This is a genomic window from Pseudomonas sp. Root569 (assembly GCF_001427465.1).
In the GTDB taxonomy this organism is placed as follows: Bacteria; Pseudomonadota; Gammaproteobacteria; order Pseudomonadales; family Pseudomonadaceae; genus Aquipseudomonas; species Aquipseudomonas synxantha.
The window spans coordinates 560,337-578,899 of the sequence record NZ_LMGQ01000024.1; the positions used below are offsets into that span (position 1 = coordinate 560,337).

Consider the following 18,563-nt stretch of genomic DNA (forward strand, 5'->3'; position numbering starts at 1 on the left):
GCAAATTCAGCGAACGGGTTTGGCGACCCGAGTACATACAGGCGCACAGGCGCCCCCATACCGATTGCAGGCGCTTTTTTTGTGCCCGCATTCCTGCTTTATGGCGGCTGTGCGTGGGAGACCTTCGGGTCTGCCGGGGTCCTGTATGCCCGGTTCGCCAACCTGCGCACAGCTGCCACCCTAATTCGTTTGGCGACGATCAGTGGCAGCTCCTCACATACAGGAGCTTCACCAAATGCACGCCCTCAATCCGTCCAAAATTCGCGCCGCCGCTCATCGAGCAATGGCTCTCGCCGCTTTACACGCAAACTCCAGCCTCGCTACACGCCTTTCCCGTTACAACGCCCATATGTCCAAGGCTCGCGCCCTGGAAGCCGCAGGGGGTGCCCAATGAACATGCTTCCAGGCTTTGCACTGCCCGAGGATCTCCTCTGCGTCAGCCAGGACGCCGAAGCCGGTCTGCCTATTGACGCCATCACCTGTGCGCTCGACCGTGCCGACTCCGTTCTCATGCTGCTGGAGGACCACTTAGACGGGGATAAACCCCTGCTCTCCAACCGCGTGCTGTCGTCTGTTATTTGGGACGTGCGCGGCACTTTGGGTTTGATCAAAACACTCACCATGTACGGTGATGCCTCTTCTGTGCCGATGAGCCAGAAAGGCGGTGCGCTATGACCCACTCCAGCACTCGTGGACGCTCCGAGTTTTCTCCTGCCAACGGTAACGGCCAAAACCTGTTTCGGGTGAATGCCGGTATCCCTCTGGAGGACGCACTTGAAGCCGTCTCCCAAATTCTGCACCACGCCAATCAACTGATCCTTGACGCCGCCATCAGCGATGCGGGCGAGCGCTTTAGTTGGCCTGCGTTCTACCTCGGCGAGATGGCCAAGGCGCTAATCGACGACGTGAACGAGGCGTTGCTTGAGTCGAGGACCGCACCATGACTCAGCGCACCGGCAGCACATCAAAACGCCCGAGCTTCGCTGACGTAAAAAGCGCCGCTCTGAAGAACATCGACCGCGTCCTTACTCACTGGCTGCCAAACGGCAAACGTGTTGATGGCGGCAAGGAATACACAGCACCTAATCCAACGCGCACGGACAAACGAGCAGGCTCACTCAAGGTCAATTTGAGTAAAGGCACCTGGGCGGATTTTGCAACCGGCGATAAGGGCGGCGACCTGATCGACCTGGTGCGTTACATCGACGGCGGCACGGACGTTGAGGCCTGCAAAAAACTGGCGGATCTGCTCAGTGTTTCCGCTGGCTCCGCGACAACCAAAAGCGCACCGGCCAAGAGCGCAACGCCGGAGTGGATCGCGATTCAACCGATCCCGGCCGAGGCCATGAACAAGTGCCCAGCCAAACACCGGCAACACGGAGTTCCGTCCAAGGTGTGGATCTATCGCGATGCACAGAGCCAACCGGTCATGGCGCTGTATCGCTTCGACTTGGGCCCAGATGAAGACGGCAAACCGCGAAAGGTTTTTGCGCCGTTGACCTGGTGCAAACGTTCCGATGGGCAAACCACACAATGGCGCTGGCAAGGATTGCTGGAGCCTCGGCCACTGCTGCGCCTGGATGAGCTGGCACAGCGGGCGGATGCGCCTGTGGTGCTATGTGAAGGCGAGAAGGCTGCTGATGCCGCCGCTGAACTGATGCCCGACCATGTAGCCACGTGCTGGCCGAACGGCTCCAACTCTTGGCACAAGGCCGACCTGACGCCACTCAAAGGGCGCACGGTGGTGCTATGGCCGGATAACGATGCCAGCGGCAAGACCTGCATGGACGCCATCGAGCTCAAGCTGATTGAGCTGGGCGTCGCTTCGGTACAACGAGTCTCGCTCGACGTGTTCAAGCTCAAGCCCAGCAGCAAAGGCGGAAAGCCCACGCTCATCAAGGGTGGAAAATGTGCAGACGGCGACGATGCAGCGGATGCGTTAGCCAAAGGCTGGACCGCTGCCCACGTCGCCGAGCTGGTGCGCAGCGGTGAGTTTTTCGGCAGTGCCGCTAAGCCAACTGAACCTCAACAACTGAGGGCCAAGACGCCCGCCAAACGTCCTGCGAAATCGAAAAATGACCTGTTGCCGGGCGGTTTTCGCCTGACGCCTGACGGGGTGTTTTATTCCGGTGATGATGGTGAGGCACGCCCTGTGTGTTCACCTCTCGAAATCATCGCCCGCACTCGCGACGACAAGGGTCACAACTGGGGCTTGCTGGTCGAATTTGACGACCCAGACGGCGCCAAAAAACGCTGGAACATTCCGGCACGAACCATGACCGGCGACTTCGGCAAGGATGTACTCGGGCCGCTGGTCGACATGGGCCTGCGCCTCGCGGGAAGCCGGTCTGGACGTAACGCACGCAATGATCTGCAGAGTTACCTCGGTGGCTTCGACAGTGCCCAGCGCGCACGTTTGGTAACGCGCCTGGGTTGGCACGACAACGCATTCCTTCTACCCGAACAACAGATCGGCTCACACTCCGAGCACCTGCATTTTTATGAGGCCGGTGCGCAGTTGCCCCCGATCAGCGAGGCGGGCTCTCTGGACCAGTGGCAGCAGCAAATCGGCTCGCTGTGCGTTGGTAACCATCGCTTGGCGTTTGTCGTCTCTGTGGCCTTTGCAGGTCCACTGTTGAACATGCTCGGACATGAGTCGGGCGGCTTCCACCTCTACGGCGACAGCTCCGGCGGCAAGACCACTCACTTGCAAGTCGCAGCCTCGGTTTATGGTGGGCCTCGTCTGGTGCGTTCGTGGCGTTCCACGGATAACGCCCTGGAGTCCATCGCCGCCGCCCACTCAGACGGTCTCCTGGTGCTGGATGAAATCGGCATGTGTGACCCACGAATCATTGGGGAAACGGTGTATATGCTCGGCAATGGCACCGGCAAAGCCCGGGCGAATGATCGAGGACAAGCGGGCCGACAGGTGCAGGAGTGGCGCTTGCTGTTTCCCTCGACCGGCGAGAAGACGTTGGCGCAGCACATGGCGGATGCCAACAAGGAGCTGAAAGCCGGTATGGAGGTGCGCATGCTCGCCGTGCCTGCGGATGCGAGCAAAGGTCTCGGGATGTTCGATGTGCTGAACGGTTTTGAGGATGCTGCTGCCCTCTCCGATGCGCTCAAGGCCCGTGTAGCAAAATACTACGGCACACCCCTCACCGCCTTCCTGCACGCACTGTGCGCGCCTGGAGAAATGCTCAGGTGGTCGGTGATCGTTCGCCGCACGGTGGAGCAGTTCATCACCCAAAACCTACCCGCATCGGCCAGTGGGCAAGCCCAACGTGCCGCCCTTCGCTTCGGCCTCGCCGCCGCCGCCGGAGAGTTGGCTACCGCCTTTGGTGTTACCGGCTGGCCGGATGGCACAGCCACGACCGCCGCTCGGGTGTGTCTGCATGCATGGCTGGCCGAACGCGGCGGCGCCGGAAACTTCGAGGGCGATGCGATCTTGGCGCGGCTGCGCCAGGTCATCGAGCGCTTTGGAGAAAGCCGCTTTACCCGCTGGGAATCCGCCGCCGCCAAGCTCGATGAGCACGGCCCTCGCACGATTGATCGGTTGGGCTTTCGCAAGACGATGGAACACGGCATGGGCGACGCCCTGCACACCACCAACACCTACTACGTGCTGCCTGAAGCCTGGAGGGCCGAAATCTTCAAGGGCATGAATATCAGTGCGGTGAACAAGGAACTGCTGCAACGGGGCGTGCTCGAGCCGGGAAGCGACGGAAAGGCGTACAGCTTGATTCGCCTGCCCGGGTTAGGGCCTCAACGCTGCTACGTGGTGAAGACCGTTCCAGGAACGAATGAAGGCGAGGCCAAGGCCGCCTAACGGCATGACTGCTGATAGAGGTAGCGCCGGCTCATCCCCGGCCTCGCCAGCCGCTCGACAACCATCCCTATTAACCGCAGTACCCAGAGACAATACAGATGAACACTATCCAAGACCTGAAAGACCGCCGTGCCAAACTGACCTTCGAAATGGAGAGCCTTCAACTTGAACTAGGCCCCCTCGAGGCAGAGTTGGAGAATCCCGAAGGTATGGCGAGAGGCCGAGAAAGCACCGTTCGCAGTGAAATCAGTACTCGCAACATCCGCATCAACTCTCTCGAACGTCAAATCGAGGCACTGGATCGTGGAGTTAATCGTCAAGAAACTCTCGCGGATCGTGAAAACATAGCAGCAGGCTATATCAGTGCTATGGCGAACTGGAAAGCCGACGAGATGGAACTCAACGAAAAACGCAACAGCATTGAGACCAGGTTGCAGCAAGTCCGCCAGAGCGATCACGAAGACATGGCAAAAGCTCGACGAGCTGAAACGGACGCGGCCACTGCTTACGCACAGGCTGTCGCCTGGGGCGATGTGGAGGGCGAGAAAGCCGCCAACGCGGAAGCTCAAAAGGCCGCAAAAAACCTCACGGCTGCGGTTGAGCATCACCGCCGCCAACAACTGCTGATCACCGCACTGGAACAAGAGCTGGTGACGATTGATCTGCACATCAAGGAGGCACAAACAGAACGCGCCAAGATCGAGAACAAAGCGGCTCACCTGGCGAACACTGTGCTGGAAGAACAGTGGAACGAGGCTGCGAAAGCACTACTGGAGACCGGCGGCAAACTGTGGGCTGCGCGAAGACTGATTAATCGGGATCCGGTTGCGCTGATGAAGCTGGAAATCCCTGAGCAAGGTGAAAACTTCGGAAGCTGGACCTCTCGAGAACTTGCAGACCGCTCACACCAACACAGCCTGCTTGACCTATTGGCAGCCTAACCTAAACCCTTCCCGAAGCAATCGGCGAGGGGTCGGCTGCTTCGGTCTAACCATGAATAAACCACCACAGAACAGCGCTGAGATGCCTGATTACCTAAAAGCCCGGAGGCTGCATTTGAACGGGATAATTACCCTTATGGGCGATATGAAAAAGCTCAACGCAAGAGCAAACAAAAACGCAAAAGTCGAGAGGCTCACGATTGATGCAATCGCTGCAGAGCTTGATCTCATTGACCTTCAACTCAAAAGAAAGTGTGGATGATAAAAAGCGGAAGCCTCAACGACATCCGCTTATCAAAATCATTTACTTAAAAACCGTTCGGGTTATGTCGGCTACGGGCCGAATCATCCCTGTCATGATGGGCAGAAACTGAAAATCTAGTTAATCATATTTCACCTTACAATTTGATATGCCCGAATTTGGCAAATAATACCATCATTTATTTTGGGTTTTTATCGCTATATGGGTACAAATTGAATGCTCATCACGACTTATTAAATGATGATGCATTTTTTTTATGCATCCAAAAGAAGTAGTTTGCTCGTCAATATGATGAGAATCAAAAACCGACCCAGCTACAAACACTCTCATATCTAGATTAGAAATATGATTCTTGTATCGAGACCACCAGTCAGAAAAATTAGATCCCGTATAGTAGGTTATCAAGAATGTTCGCTTAATCGCGAGCGGATTGTAATTTGACAGGAGCTTTAAATAGTGCTTCTCTATATAGCCAGAGTCCACGCAGTTCAACTTCATCGCCTCAATAATACTGAATAGATTTTGCTGATCCTCGATGATTATATCTAATTCTCCCGCTCCCTGACCCGAACTTGAACTGCCCTCTCTAGTCTGGTCCTTTACCTCGTACTTTTTTGATAGCAGCATATCGCGGACATAATCATTGTAATCATCTTCTGATTTGTCTTTTCCCGTTAAGCGGCCAAGGCGCTGGAGAACCCACTCAACATCTAACTCTAATTCCAAATAGGTTGGATTTTTCCCAATTTGCAACATTGCCGAGTGATGCGTAAGACTTTGGAGATTTAGCAGATTAATACGCTGGCGATTGATTTCATTTATAAAATTAACGTAATGGTTATTATTTTCAGTGATTATATTTTTAGAGAATGTAGTGATCGCACTAGAGATCGTTTTATAAACAATCTCATCAAATGAATTTGAGTTACCGGACGTTGACAACAAAGTTTTGCCAGCTTGACGCTGCTCAAGCATTTTTGCCCATGCCTTATAATTATTAAATCCATCTATATCTTTCTCCAACGACGTGATATAGGACGTAGTCAATCTTTCTTCTTTGTCTAAAACTATTTGATCACCAGAGAAAATGAATTTTCCGATAAAGATATTTAGAAAAATATCAGCGTCGGCAATATTCTTACTAAGGAAGCTTGGACAGATACAGTGACTACTAATCATTGATTTTTTCTCCAGAGCTAGAATTCTGGAAAATATCTTTTTTTATCTTTTCATATTTCAGCTGTTGAATTTGAATGGTATCTTTGATTTCGACATCCATAAAGTCCTTGGGCCACTTTATGTCACCATTGTCGTTAATTTCAATTTTATCAAGCAAAGTGCATTTATTCTGTCTATCTTTATGAAGATGGTATATTCCAACATCATCTTCTGATAGCTTCGAACTATCATCAACAATTCGCAGTCTGACCCTTCGAATGAGAGCATCACTGTGCGTTTCAATTAGAAACTTTTTGCTTTCACTCAAAGCAATATTTATTAGAGCATCGGTTAACCAAGCTTGCATGTTAGGATGCAAGTGAATTTCTGGCTGCTCAATGATGGTGAGTGAGTTTTTGGGCGACAAATATGCCTGCACAAGTATGGGCAGAACTTGAGATATACCGAAACCAACATCGGTTAGCTCTAAGTTTACTGAGTCTTGATTAACCACAATCTTATAAATAATATCATTAACCTTCTCCACGTCAATGCCAATATTATAAGTTGCAAAAAGCAGATTTATATTTTCCTTTATTTTTGGATTATTCTTTAATACCTCCGCCAGTTCGGTACCATCTAATGCATTTAATTTTCTATGATTAACAGATTTATCGAGAAGATAGTATCGCTGAGGAAAGGCACGCAATGGGCTGACGTGATTGATCTGCAGCCCCGCAAAATTCGAGAGCAAATGCTTTGATGTAGTCCGGATAAATTGCGCAATTAAAGTTGCAAATGGGCTTACCCCCCCCTTGAAGAAGGCAAAGCTACCGAACCCATATGTTGGGGTTTCACGTGAAGTCGATATCTCCAAAGAGTCAAAGGTAATTAACTTAATTATTTCAGAGCGCGATCTGCTGATAGCTGCTTGATTGATTACGTCCGAACAAACCTGTATATTATTCCCGTCTTTATTTACACTAATAATAATGTTGTTCAGCCGGTTATATAGAACATACTCGCTAACCTGAAGCCTCTCAAGCCTTTTATTATAACTAAACGTATAAGATATTCTTACCGGCGTAATTTTATTTGTCGGCACCGCCAAAAAACTTGAAAAACAATCATCAATTTTTTGTAAAGAAGACTTCTCACTTATCGACACAAACTCACTGGGCATATTTCGTGTCTTAGTGCCGTCCACTAGTATAGACCTGTAGCACTTTATAAGCTTTGTGTAATACTCAGGAAACTTCTTTAGCCTCTGAGACCTAGTGCCACTAGCATTGGGACTGTGAATACTAATATCTTCAATCTTTTTCGCAATTTTGTTGAAACTTTCTACTTTCGTATTTGCCGCACCAGTAATCGCATTGCCAACCATGAACATTAGATACCTAACGACAGTGTCATGATTTTCCATGCAAATCGACTTAGCATCACTTATTTGTTTTTTTAGTGTCTCCTTATCTTCCAACTCAAAAACAAATGTAAGCTTATTTGCTGGATCCTTATCTTTAATAATGTTTAGTGTTTCCCCCATCCCTGTCTTGCTACCATTGAGTCTAAGGGGAGCCTCTGAAATCACGGAAGCATCTGCGGATTGAGAAAGCATCAATAATGAATTGATAAGAGCACTTTTACCGCTACTATTCGCCCCAAGCAATATCGTAATTGGCTTTAGCTCTAGATCAAAATTTGCGAATGCTTTGTAGTTACTCCCTGAGAATCTCGAAATCATTTTTGCTCCCTATAACCCAACAAACAATCAGACAATCAAAGACTTTTAGCATAAAACATGCAGCATGGCAATATGCCTTTACACCCACTCAGATCTTAATGTTTTTCTAACCTTCATCGAACGTGAGTGGCTTGGTTACTGCACATAAAATAGTGATGTTTTCTTGTAGATGTCGCTCTCCTGCCCAGAGTAAACCCGCGAAAATTCTCGCGCAGCATAAAGCGCTCCCAGAAAATGCGATTCCCCGTGAGTTGCTGGTATTTTATCCAACAGATTTTTGATCAACCGCGCCTTATTAATAAACTGCTCTGGCGTCATTTACGTTTCTCACCTGCGCTATCCGTTAGTCATCGTATGGAATATCGCGACAGCAACTACTTATAAGTCCGAAGATACAACATTTGGGAAGCGCTGTAGTTATTGGACTCCAATCAAAATAACTCTAATCAATTAGGGGCAACTATAAATTGAATACTCAGCACGTAATAAAAGGTAGCGATAACTCTTATGCAAAAACTTAAAAAACCCATTCCATCTTAGTTCTATTTTTCCTTCTACCCGCCCAACAGCGGACGAGCCATGATCGAACTAAGACACCCAAACAATCTTAGCCGTTACGGGCCGAAGGTTTCCGGCGCTAGCCATCCTCGCAATGCAACAATTCAGATGGCCCTGTCTCACTTACGCTTCCTGTTTACCTCGATCATTCCCTTATTAGCGTCGTAGCTACTTACAGTCTTTTCTCGTTGAAGACGCTCCAAGAGCTCACGATCAGCAACCGTATCCGGTACTCGTAATTTACTGCGGCCTACTTCAGTGAGCTCAGGGTAATCACCGTCAAGTGCTTGCAGGATAGTGAAGAGTTGGTCACGACTAATCACATCTAGGTGTGACTTTAGTAGGAGTACGACCTGCCTTGCTGAGACATTTTCTTGCGCCATCTTCTGCACAACATCGGGCGATAGTTTGAAGGCGCATCGCATAGCGAATAGCGCCAGTTCATTCAGCCCTCGACGATCTGCCACCTCTGCATACTTTGTGGCTTGCTCAACAACCACATGCTTGATAGCCGAATCGATCTCATCGCTTTTCAGAAGCTCTGCCAGATCCGCCCCTACCAATGCCGGGGTCATGTAGCTCGAAAACTCACGCGACTCTCGGATAAATCCTTTGCGCGTCGGCCAATCAGTGGCTGCAAGGTGCTCATAGGATGCTGCGTCATCTGCAATGATGTCGTGCTTAAGCAACTGCGCGAAGAGGTCGCCAACTTCCACCGCGATTTCACCAACTCCAAGGTAGTGGCGCAGGCTCAAGCTCGCAACCAGCTTCGTACGGAGCACTGCGGATGGGAGCTGATCCGTTGCCGCAAGGATTGCTGCTGCCAATGCAGTCTTCGACTCATCGTCAGCGGTGTTGGTGTCGGTGATCTCCGCAGCGGCTGTCAGGACTTTCGCCAGCTGCGCATCGACCGCCCCGAGAACCAAGACGTAGCGGTTAACGTTGCTGAACGTTGCTGGGACGCGCCTATGCTCGGCCAATGCTGGCCACGCGCCCTCAGACACCTCTGCGAGATCTGCAACCTCACATTCTGGAGCAGCACGCTCGATCACGTCACCAAGACGAGTTGCTTCTAGCGAGAGTACATCTTCGATTACTGCAAGGAAGTGATCGCTCGCATCTATAGTCATGGAAGCGCCATCAACAGCCTCCATGTACTTGCTCAAATACCTGAGCACATATTCGTACACCGTCCCGCTTCGATCCCGGATGACATCGAGCGCCACGCTTGTTGAATTGCCTATGGCGATCGCGAGGTTCGGGTATGTGATCTCATACAAATTTCGTGACACGAACGATGTACGAGTCTGGCAGCCCAACTGCTCCAGACAAGGCACCGTAATACCGGCATCTCCGAAGAGTAAGCTGATACGTTCAGCCTGGACCGGCACGGTCGCATCGGACGTTAGCGCCGCGAACTCAGCGTAGTGCACCGACAGGTACGACGACACCTCAGAATCTATCCGCTGCTTTGAAGGCGTCAGGTGTGCTAGCGCTACATCCACAAGCGCCAGTCGTGAAGAGTCGTCTAGGTCCGCCTGACTCACGAGATAGATGAGCACTTGTGTGGACGCGGCCGTGAACCGCTCGATGAGCCGCAGGCACTCTTTCCCTGCAGTAAGATAAGCCTGCAGAAAACTAACCTGACGCTCCCCAAGACCAACTAGGGAGCTGATCATGATGTCGGCCGCGTCGACATGTTCGACCAGGAGATGGTCTAGGATAGCGATGTTGTAAAGCGCAGGCTCCTTTAACGCGCTCTTGCCTCGTTCGCGAACAACGGCGTCCACGTCCTCCGGGGTAAGCTGGAAATGCTGGTCCATCACGTCTCGCTCAACGTGATGGATAATGAAATTCGTGGCAGCGGAACCCACGCGATCACCGTGGAAGGTTGAGGTGTAGAGCGTGAAATTGCGGTTGATATACCCGGAACGGACGATCTGGTACGCCAAGCCCGGCGCTAGTATGGTCTTGGAAATTGCCTCGAAGGACTGCTTGCTGTCCTTATACTGGACGAGGAATTCCGGTCGGTTGACGAGATCACCAAGATCAGCGCTCCGCAGGAACTTGATTTCCTCCCTTTTCTCGTCAATCTGCTCAGTGAGCGCCTCACGGTCCACTTCGTTCCAGCTCTCGGCGTCCAGCGGATCACCAAACGCAGCCGCAAGACTGTCGCGAGTGAACGACAGCGTATGACCGTGGTAGTTGTCGTAATATTTGAGTGCCGAGTCTCCATCTGGAGAGACGAAGTCTATCCAGAACTGCGTACCCTTGAGATCTTTCGAAGACATCGCAACACCCGCGAGCGAGTAAGTCGCACTCTGGGTCCTAAACCCAGCAGCCTCAGCTGTCCTTTGGACATGCGCAAGCAGACGCTCACCCATCTGAGTACTGCGGGTGGAGGCCCTATTGATTCGTGTGGTCTGCTGGCGAAGTACGCGAAGCTCGCCCTCGATTCGCCTGATGTTCTCAATCACAAGTTCACGGCTGAGCTTGTAGAGCATATCCAGCTTGCTATGACCGAGCCGAATAGTCTCGAAGTCTGTCAGGTGCGTGCTCTTGTAAAGCATCATCGCAAACAGGTCAGTTTCACTCAGTTTGAGTTGCTTGCCATCACCGGAGAAGATTCGATCGCGGAACACGATGAATTCGTTACGGACGTTCTTGAGCAACCGCATATCCGGTACGTACTGCGTCGCTATGTCAAGCAGCTCCGGAGCTACCTTGTGCTCGACTTGACCAAGTAGCTGTAATGCCAAGTTGCGAGCACTCCGGTGAGTAATAAAGGGAACCACCGGGATGACTAGGTCGAAGAATTTCGTGCGGTTGGCGCGTATAGACTCGACATGTGCCGGGTCGTCCGTCGTGAGCACTTCTGTATTCAACCTCCGACCTTCTATCTCCATGCCAATGCGATCGAAGATGCTGTCTTTGATGGCATAGATGAATCGGATTGGTTTCTTGATCTGGGGCGAGGCGTTGAGCAAAGTGTTCAGCGCCCGAAGTGTCTCGAAGATATGAGAGTCGTTGAACCGGTCGATGTCTTCGAATAGAACAACGTCGCGGCCTGAGACCTCAAAGAAGTAGACGATCTCGTCGAGATATTGGTCAAAGTACGAAACGGAGCTTTCGTTGAGCGTGACGGTTGCAGCCCCTGCGGAGAACTGCTTGATATGCAGTTTCCCATAGAATAACCAGCTCGCCAGAAGCGTAATCAGCGTCGCAGTGCTACAAATTACAGGGTGAGCCCAAACACCAATATCCACAAATGGCGTGAACGCAGAAGCAATCTTTACCGTCCATCCAGTCAGCAGGAAAATTACAGTAACGACAACCCCCACCATTACCGACACTCCGATCGCCCGCCACCATCGGAAACGCTCAATACGACGAAACCGTGAGCCAGGGGTTCTGCTCGGGTATTCTCGATAAAGTAGCTGTTTGACAATCTCCTGCTGGATCCGATTGGTCGGGGTTGTGGCCTGGATGGGCACTGAATTGTCAAGCTTGGAAACTTCGATAGGTGCGAGCGTCGAGAGAGATAACTCTACGATACGATTATCCTGCCGCCGAGCGACTTCCCACATGATACTGCTCTTACCGACCCCGTAATTGCCGGACAACGCTATGTTGCGGATCTGATGCTTAGCGAGGGCAGCTTCGATAGCGGCGACATAGCAGCCATGCTCCTCTGCCATGTACTCAGGAGTAAGCGGGAGGAGCTCCCACGTATGCTGGGCAGGCCTCTGTTCAGAACAGAAGATGCCCCGAACACGATTACAGATGCCGCGCAAAAAATTGCAGACCACATGTCCTCCTGACGAAATATCCTAGACTTTAGCATTACCACACATATTGCCAAAAAGCCGAACAAATTTGCTTAGTCTGATATGCACGCGCGGGTGCTAGTCTTCCGTTGCTTGCATGCAGGAGTACGTTGTAGCGTTAGTGCCGAGGTGGCGACTTAACTCGATGCTTATAGCGAAGTGGCATGAACTCGAGTGCGGCACACGGATGCGATAGCTGGCTAGTGGTCGGCAGCGGCTCTTCTAATTGCAAGGCTCTGGTTCGATGACAGCCGCCTTAATCATCAGAAACCGCTCCTCGAGAGCGTTCATTGATGTAACACCTATTCGCCATGTAACACGTCTATCGACAGACCAGGCATGGCTGTGTAACGCCACATAAATCGTTTAAAATCATATAGTTAAACATTTCCGTAACACGCGTAACACCTGTAACACGGTTTTTTGATGCCCCCCCCGAGCCCCATGAGTATTGCTCCTCCAGCGAAGGGAGATCGATCATTCTCTTGGCTGATTAGGTAGCGGGGGACCCTGCGCATATTGGTTTGACACGGGGTAGGAAACCCGCGTGATCGTGTCAGCGGAAAGGTGCCCAGCTTAGTGAACAGGTGAACCGGGTGAACTGCTGTTCACCAGTGCATTTGCCCTATGAATCGGAAAGCCGCTGGGGACCCTGGGCATTTCGGATAGACACGGGGCATAGAACCCGCCGGATCTCGTTAGTGGCTGGGCTCCAAAGTTAGTTGACTGGTTGACCGAGTTGACCAGGACAATCGTTCACTATCCTGAACGAAACCCATGACCGTTACAGATCCGGTAAGGATGCCCTTTTCTCTTCAAGATCCTTTCAATTTCAACGTTGAAATTTCAGTAAGCTGGTGCGGCTGCCGCTACCTCGATCCCGCGGGTTTCATGCCCCGTGTGACGCACAAATAGCCAGGGGCCCCAGCAGTTTTCGGCGTTTCAGGGCAGCGCTCAACTCGCCCCATCTCTACCGTCATCCTCGTTCGGTTCATGGACATGTGGGCAAGGGAACCGGTAGTGTCGAATCGGCGCCGTTGAGCGTATCCCTTTTGCTGTGGGAACTGCACGGACGCTAATGAGGGAGTGCTAATACAAACACTGGATCAGTGCTCGCTTTCACCTATAAAAGAAGGAAAGGATCATGAGTCGCGTATCGTACTTCAAGATTTATAAAGACACGGCTGGCGAGTGGCGGTGGAGGTTCACAGCTAAGAACGGAAAGATCATCGCCGTAAGCTCCGAGGGATATAACAACCTCGTTGACTGCGAAGACTCTGTCAGCCTAATCAAATCCGAATCACCGACAGCGCCAGTGATTGGGGACGATGAGTACGACAAGCTCAGAAAATAGTGATTGAGTAATACAGCTCGGGGATGCGTTACCGCAGGTATTTCGGCATGTATCCCCCTGCTGTATTCCCAGCTCCAAAACCTGACATAAGCCAATCATTGCTGATGATTCTGAGCCAAGTTCAAACGATCCCATCCCTTGGAGAACACTCATGGAAGATGTCTCATTGCTCGCATCATTGCTTAAGCGCATGAATGAAAACCAGCTGGCGCTGGGGGCAGCTATCGAGGAGCTGTCAAACTGGGTTGAGCAAAGAGGATCTACAGAAGTGGCACAGAACATTCGAGGGGCACTGGATACCCTGGATGAAAATGCAGGATTCATCACCCTTGGGCTCGCCTCACTGGCGGCAGAAGGTCGAACCAAGAAGTAATTACTCTGCTGGATGGCAACACATCAGCCAACATTTGGTGTTGCTTTACCCTACGTGGATACCTCGAAAAAGAGGGCAGAAGGAAGCGCCGTGTATGCCCACGTGTATGCCTAACCGAAGAACCACCAAGCACACCCAATGAATGCGGGCCTTTTGCCGACCAGTTCAAACGACGCCGGGGCACCAGATATGAAATGAAAAAGCCCCAGGTCGAGAGATCTGGGGCTTTTTTGTTTTTTGGATTTGGGCGGTGATGAGGCGAGGTGTTGGGAGTTACTCGCCCAGGCCTTCGGTATGAGCTGTACGGGATTTCTGTCCCTTTTTCGCTGTGAAAATAAAAATATCCCCTTTTTCTTTTCGTTTTTCGGTGTCTGAGAGGCAAGCCGAGAAAGTGGCAAAAATTTCCTAAGAGGTTTCGCGGTCTAAGCTGCGTGGCAGCCCCAAATCGTATTTACTGAACCGCCAACCCTGTCTCAGGACTTATTGTGAAATTCATCTGCACATTCACATTTCTATTGCTCACCCAGGCTACCTATGCAGCCGAGTCCCCTGTGATCCCTGACCCCTATGGCGGCCCTGATAAACGCCCAGAGAGCAGTGAAAATGTCACAACGTATTTGAACGAAGATGGGACCTCTACCACCTCGGCAGTGATGGTTTACGGAGATGGTCATAAGGAACACTGCATTATCCAAGCGGCACGGCCTGCAGCGGCACATCGGCTGCCGAAAGTCACCAGCAAGACGTGTACGCGTATTACCTCGTACCTCAAATAACGGACTGGCTGACAACGGGTAGCTTGATAAAGGCAACGCAGGCGCTGAAGTCAGGCAGTGGGATGGGTCACGCCTGTCTTCCCACGATGAACTCCTGGGTAGAAGGTCCAGGGACGGCAACAAGGCGATGCTGGCTGCGGTGAAGGAGGTTAATGCGCGGCGTTCTTTCGCGACAACTACAAGGGCGGCAGCCATTGGGAAGCGCTGGAAAAGATCAATGTCGTCGGTACGCGAGCTTTGCTTCAGCATGCCTACGATGCAGGTGTACGACGGTTTGTGCATACGTCATCGATTGCCTTGCTCGACGGTACCCCACGCACGTCCATCGACGAAACGTGCCTGCGGGCCGAAGCCGATGCGAATGACGACTATCGCAGCAAGATCCTGGCTGAGCGGAAGGTGCTGAGGTTTCTTGACAGCCATCCGCAGATGCACGCTTGCATGGTGTCGCCCGGTTGGATGTGGGGGCCGGGCCACCGTGGGCCGTGCTTTTCGGGGCAATTGGTCAAGGACGTCGCCAGCGGTAACTGCCGCTGCCTGCGCTCTACCTGTTGGCAGCGGTGCAAGAGGCCCACGGCGGGTTATAAAACCTTGAAAACGCCCCCCTGCCGACACAGAGCAGGCCTTCATTCAGAGCTTGAACTTGGAAACCAGATCATTGAACGACAGCGCCAGTCGCGAAAGATCATGGCTGGAGGCATTGGTCTGATTCGCGCCAGCGGCTGTTTGCGCGGACAAGTCCTGGATGTTCGTCAAGTTACGATCAACCTCACGCGCTACCTGGGCCTGTTCTTCAGAGGCGCTGGCTATCACGATATTGCGGTCATTGATTTGCGCGACGCCGAGCGAAATTCTTTGCAGCACTTCCCCGGCCTGGGCGGCCAAGCGCTGCGTCTGCGTAGCCAAGGACCGACTATCGCCCATTGCGGCAACGGCCTCATCCGCGCATTGCTGTACGGCATTGATCATCCCTTCGATTTCAACGGTCGATGACTGGGTGCGATGGGCCAAAGCGCGTACTTCATCAGCAACCACGGCAAAGCCCCTGCCCTGCTCTCCAGCCCTGGCCGCTTCGATCGCAGCGTTCAATGCCAATAAATTTGTCTGCTCTGCGACGCTGCGTATAACGTCAATCACCTTGCCGATGTCGCGAACTTGCCCCGCGAGGGATTCGACTTTACCGGCCGAACCTTCAATCTCGCTGACCATTCGCGTGATCCCGATCACCGCATCATCGACGTGAGCGTGCCCCTTTACTGCCTCGTTGCGCGTTTCTTCAGAAGCCTGCGATGTGGAAATAGCATTGCGCGCCACTTCTTCCACAGCCACGGTCATTTGGTTGACCGCCGTCGCCGCTTGCTGAATTTCGTCGTTCTGGCGAATCAAGCCTTGGGTACTTTCATCGGTCACGGCGCTCAGCTCTTCTGCAGCGGCAGCCAATTGATCCGAGGCACTCGCGATTTCCTGTAGCGTCTTTTTCAGGCTCCGTTGCATTGCGCTCAGCGCGTTAAGCAACTGCCCCACTTCATCTTCACGATGGGTGCGGATCATTTCAGTCAGATCGCCACGAGCAACCCGCTCGGCACTGATGACCGCCGAGGCGATCGGACGGGTGATACTGCGCGTAATGCACACCCCCAACGCAATGGCGATCATGAAGGACAGCAATACGCCCACGAGCAACTGAGTCGTCGACTCACTGATCGTGGCGTTAACGGCTTGCGCTTGCTTGTCTACTTCAACCCTGTTGATGCCCAAGATAACGTCCAGCTGCTCGCGGGCGTTACTCATGGCGCGTACATTTTCATTGCTCAACAGGTTTCTGGCCGATGAAAAGTTTGCTTGATTAATGGCCTCAATGACCTGTTTGGCGCTTACCAGATAAGCTGCCCAGAGTTTCTCGAATGCCTCACCTGCCAGGCGCTCTTCAGTGCCCATTGGGGTTGAGCGATAGTGGTGGAAGACCTTATCGACCTGTTGCTGGGTGTCATTCAATGCTCGCGCTACCGCTTCCACATCCGCTCTGTCGGCGCCCGATGCCGCAAACGTCAACAAACGATAAAGATTGCGGTTGTGCGTCATGATCAAGCCTTTCGCCTCGGACACGCTGGAAGCCGAAACCAAGGTGTCTGAAAAGGTAAGATTGAGTGCAAAACCCAACTTCTTGACGCCACTCCAGCCGATGCCCCCGACCACCAACGTAATCAGCGCAACCAAAACGAAGGACATCAACAGCTTGGTTGCAAGCTTCGCATTTTTTATCCACTTCATTGCATGTGCTCAGGTTATTTAAAAGATGCACCGACCTATTGGCGAGGAGGCTTCAGTGATAAAGCGCTGATCACTCCCGACAAAAAACAGTTGCTAAACCATTTCCGCGCCCAGATGAAGCTATCTAATCCTTGACGTTTTTTTCTTCATCGTCGGAGCCGCGCAGGAACCGAATAAACTCTTCTGCCTCGTCACGCGTTTCAAACATCAAAGTCAGTTCACCCATCGTCAAGACGTAGCAAGGCGGCGAGTCAATATAGTCAATCTCGATATTCATGATCACACCCACGTTTGATGGTTATTGCGCAAAAAGAGGAAGCATGAGTGCGCCAACCTGTTCGCCATCCTGAAACACGCGATCCTTGCCGTTATGTTTGGCCCTATACATATTTTTATCGGCGCACTTGAGCACCGCCGACATGTCGGAGTTTTCCGAGAATCGCGCTATTCCCGCACTGCAGGTGTAATGATGCGGGGGCGCCACACTGGCCCGGATAGCACCCAATAAACGCAACGCGTATTCCTGAACCACCAAGTCGTCGCCGCCCAACACCAAGACCCCGAACTCTTCACCGCCGATTCGTCCGACACAGTAACTGCCCGGTGTTGATTTCAGGCAGTTGGCCATGGCACACAGGATCTTGTCGCCGACATCATGACCGTACTGATCATTCTTCAGTTTAAAGCCGTCGATATCTAACATGATGAAATAGCCGTACCGCCCATCCGCCAATAGCTTTTGGAAGAGTTCCATAAAGGCGCGACGATTCAGCAAAGACGTGAGAAAGTCAGTCTCGGCGAGCGTCCTGATCTCACTCTCTACCAATAACACCGAGCGCAAATTTCTCAAATAGGTAAAACTCAGGGTAAAGCCAATCGACACAGACGAGAGGCAAAACAACAGTAAATACAACTCTTGACCGCGATATATATCGATATCAATATGGGTCCACATCAATAGCCAGACCTGCACACTGGACAGCAGATAATCACTAACGGTTATAAATAAGATAGCGCTGCTGAGTACAATGATCACTGCCAACGGCAAGGCAAATATTCGCAGCTCCATATGCGAGCGAATAATGTAGGCAAACCCGACTGAAAGGACAAAAATGTAAAGACCGCCCATCACCCTCCACATTAAAAAACTGCGTATCACGCGATGAACGTACCAAACGCTCAACAAGCAAAGCGTGATCAACAGATGTATCACATTCAGTGCAGATACCGAATCAATGAAAAGCGCCCCCAGCCACGCCAATATACCTACCAACTCAATTTTTATGACTGCTGGTGATAACAGCGTTCGCATTCTCGGTCTAATCTTGAAAATCGCCGGCATTGATAAACTCCTTTCCCAAGACCATCGAATATGCTCGTCAATCTTTGAGGCCGCCCATCAACTACACCGACACAGTCACCCGTCATTTGGAAACGTCTAAAGGCCTGACGGTTCACCGAACGCCGAAA

General features: G+C 51.8%; 13 protein-coding genes and 2 pseudogenes. 8 read left to right on the top strand and 7 right to left on the bottom strand.

All coding sequences use genetic code 11. The features are described from left to right. The first annotated feature begins 390 nt into the window (after nucleotides 1-390). From ASD70_RS20005 to ASD70_RS20025, 5 genes are all read left to right on the top strand, one after another. A complete protein-coding gene (locus ASD70_RS20005; protein ID WP_056847250.1) occupies nucleotides 391-675 on the top strand; it encodes a hypothetical protein in 285 nt (94 codons plus the stop codon). Further along, nucleotides 672-944 (top strand): DUF3077 domain-containing protein, encoded by a 273-nt coding sequence (locus tag ASD70_RS20010; protein ID WP_017478646.1) that lies wholly within the window; start codon nucleotides 672-674, stop codon nucleotides 942-944. The genes ASD70_RS20005 and ASD70_RS20010 overlap by 4 nt, the downstream gene beginning before the upstream one ends. Further along, on the top strand, nucleotides 941-3,829 hold the full coding sequence (locus ASD70_RS20015; protein WP_056847251.1) for a DUF927 domain-containing protein: 2,889 nt from the start codon (nucleotides 941-943) through the stop codon (nucleotides 3,827-3,829). The genes ASD70_RS20010 and ASD70_RS20015 overlap by 4 nt, the downstream gene beginning before the upstream one ends. A 98-nt stretch (nucleotides 3,830-3,927) precedes the next feature. Further along, nucleotides 3,928-4,770 (top strand): hypothetical protein, encoded by an 843-nt coding sequence (locus tag ASD70_RS20020; protein ID WP_056847252.1) that lies wholly within the window; start codon nucleotides 3,928-3,930, stop codon nucleotides 4,768-4,770. A gap of 52 nt (nucleotides 4,771-4,822) precedes the next feature. Next, a complete protein-coding gene (locus ASD70_RS20025) occupies nucleotides 4,823-5,032 on the top strand; it encodes a hypothetical protein (protein ID WP_230957585.1) in 210 nt (69 codons plus the stop codon). A 174-nt stretch (nucleotides 5,033-5,206) separates the two neighbouring features. Here the strand turns inward: ASD70_RS20025 and ASD70_RS20030 are convergent, their stop codons facing one another. The 3 genes from ASD70_RS20030 to ASD70_RS20045 all read right to left on the bottom strand — a co-directional run bounded on the left by ASD70_RS20030 (nucleotide 5,207) and on the right by ASD70_RS20045 (nucleotide 12,190). After that, nucleotides 5,207-6,211, bottom strand: a complete 1,005-nt coding sequence (locus ASD70_RS20030; protein ID WP_056847254.1) for a hypothetical protein — start codon at nucleotides 6,209-6,211, stop codon at nucleotides 5,207-5,209. Continuing rightward, complete coding sequence (locus tag ASD70_RS20035; RefSeq protein ID WP_056847255.1) at nucleotides 6,204-7,934, bottom strand: AAA family ATPase; 1,731 nt, start codon at nucleotides 7,932-7,934, stop codon at nucleotides 6,204-6,206. Before ASD70_RS20035 ends, ASD70_RS20030 begins: the two co-directional genes overlap by 8 nt. Nucleotides 7,935-8,611: 677 nt before the next feature. Next, entirely contained in the window at nucleotides 8,612-12,190 is a 3,579-nt protein-coding gene (locus ASD70_RS20045) for a YobI family P-loop NTPase (protein ID WP_236708725.1), read from the bottom strand. A 1,273-nt stretch (nucleotides 12,191-13,463) separates the two neighbouring features. Here ASD70_RS20045 and ASD70_RS20050 point away from each other — a divergent pair. From ASD70_RS20050 to ASD70_RS28535, 3 genes and pseudogenes are all read left to right on the top strand, one after another. Next, nucleotides 13,464-13,673 carry a YegP family protein gene (locus ASD70_RS20050; protein ID WP_056847258.1) on the top strand — a complete coding sequence of 70 codons (210 nt, stop codon included), beginning with the start codon at nucleotides 13,464-13,466 and terminating at the stop codon, nucleotides 13,671-13,673. Nucleotides 13,674-13,824: 151 nt separating this feature from the next. After that, nucleotides 13,825-14,046, top strand: a complete 222-nt coding sequence (locus ASD70_RS20055; protein WP_056847259.1) for a hypothetical protein — start codon at nucleotides 13,825-13,827, stop codon at nucleotides 14,044-14,046. Between the two features lie 929 nt (nucleotides 14,047-14,975). Continuing rightward, nucleotides 14,976-15,347 (top strand): annotated as a pseudogene (locus ASD70_RS28535) (NAD-dependent epimerase/dehydratase family protein); the annotation flags it as partial. A 105-nt stretch (nucleotides 15,348-15,452) separates the two neighbouring features. Here the strand turns inward: ASD70_RS28535 and ASD70_RS30030 are convergent. The 4 genes and pseudogenes from ASD70_RS30030 to ASD70_RS20065 all read right to left on the bottom strand — a co-directional run bounded on the left by ASD70_RS30030 (nucleotide 15,453) and on the right by ASD70_RS20065 (nucleotide 18,435). Further along, on the bottom strand, nucleotides 15,453-16,316 hold the full coding sequence (locus ASD70_RS30030; protein ID WP_428977829.1) for a methyl-accepting chemotaxis protein: 864 nt from the start codon (nucleotides 16,314-16,316) through the stop codon (nucleotides 15,453-15,455). Continuing rightward, nucleotides 16,311-17,093: pseudogene (locus ASD70_RS30035) on the bottom strand (MCP four helix bundle domain-containing protein); the annotation flags it as partial. The gene ASD70_RS30030 and the pseudogene ASD70_RS30035, both read right to left, overlap by 6 nt. Before the next feature lie 124 nt (nucleotides 17,094-17,217). Further along, the gene (locus ASD70_RS28940) at nucleotides 17,218-17,370 is read right to left on the bottom strand and encodes a hypothetical protein (protein WP_156382931.1); all 153 of its coding nucleotides are present in this window, start codon (nucleotides 17,368-17,370) and stop codon (nucleotides 17,218-17,220) included. Nucleotides 17,371-17,391: 21 nt separating this feature from the next. Continuing rightward, a complete protein-coding gene (locus tag ASD70_RS20065; RefSeq protein ID WP_046070356.1) occupies nucleotides 17,392-18,435 on the bottom strand; it encodes a GGDEF domain-containing protein in 1,044 nt (347 codons plus the stop codon). Nucleotides 18,436-18,563: the final 128 nt, after the last annotated feature.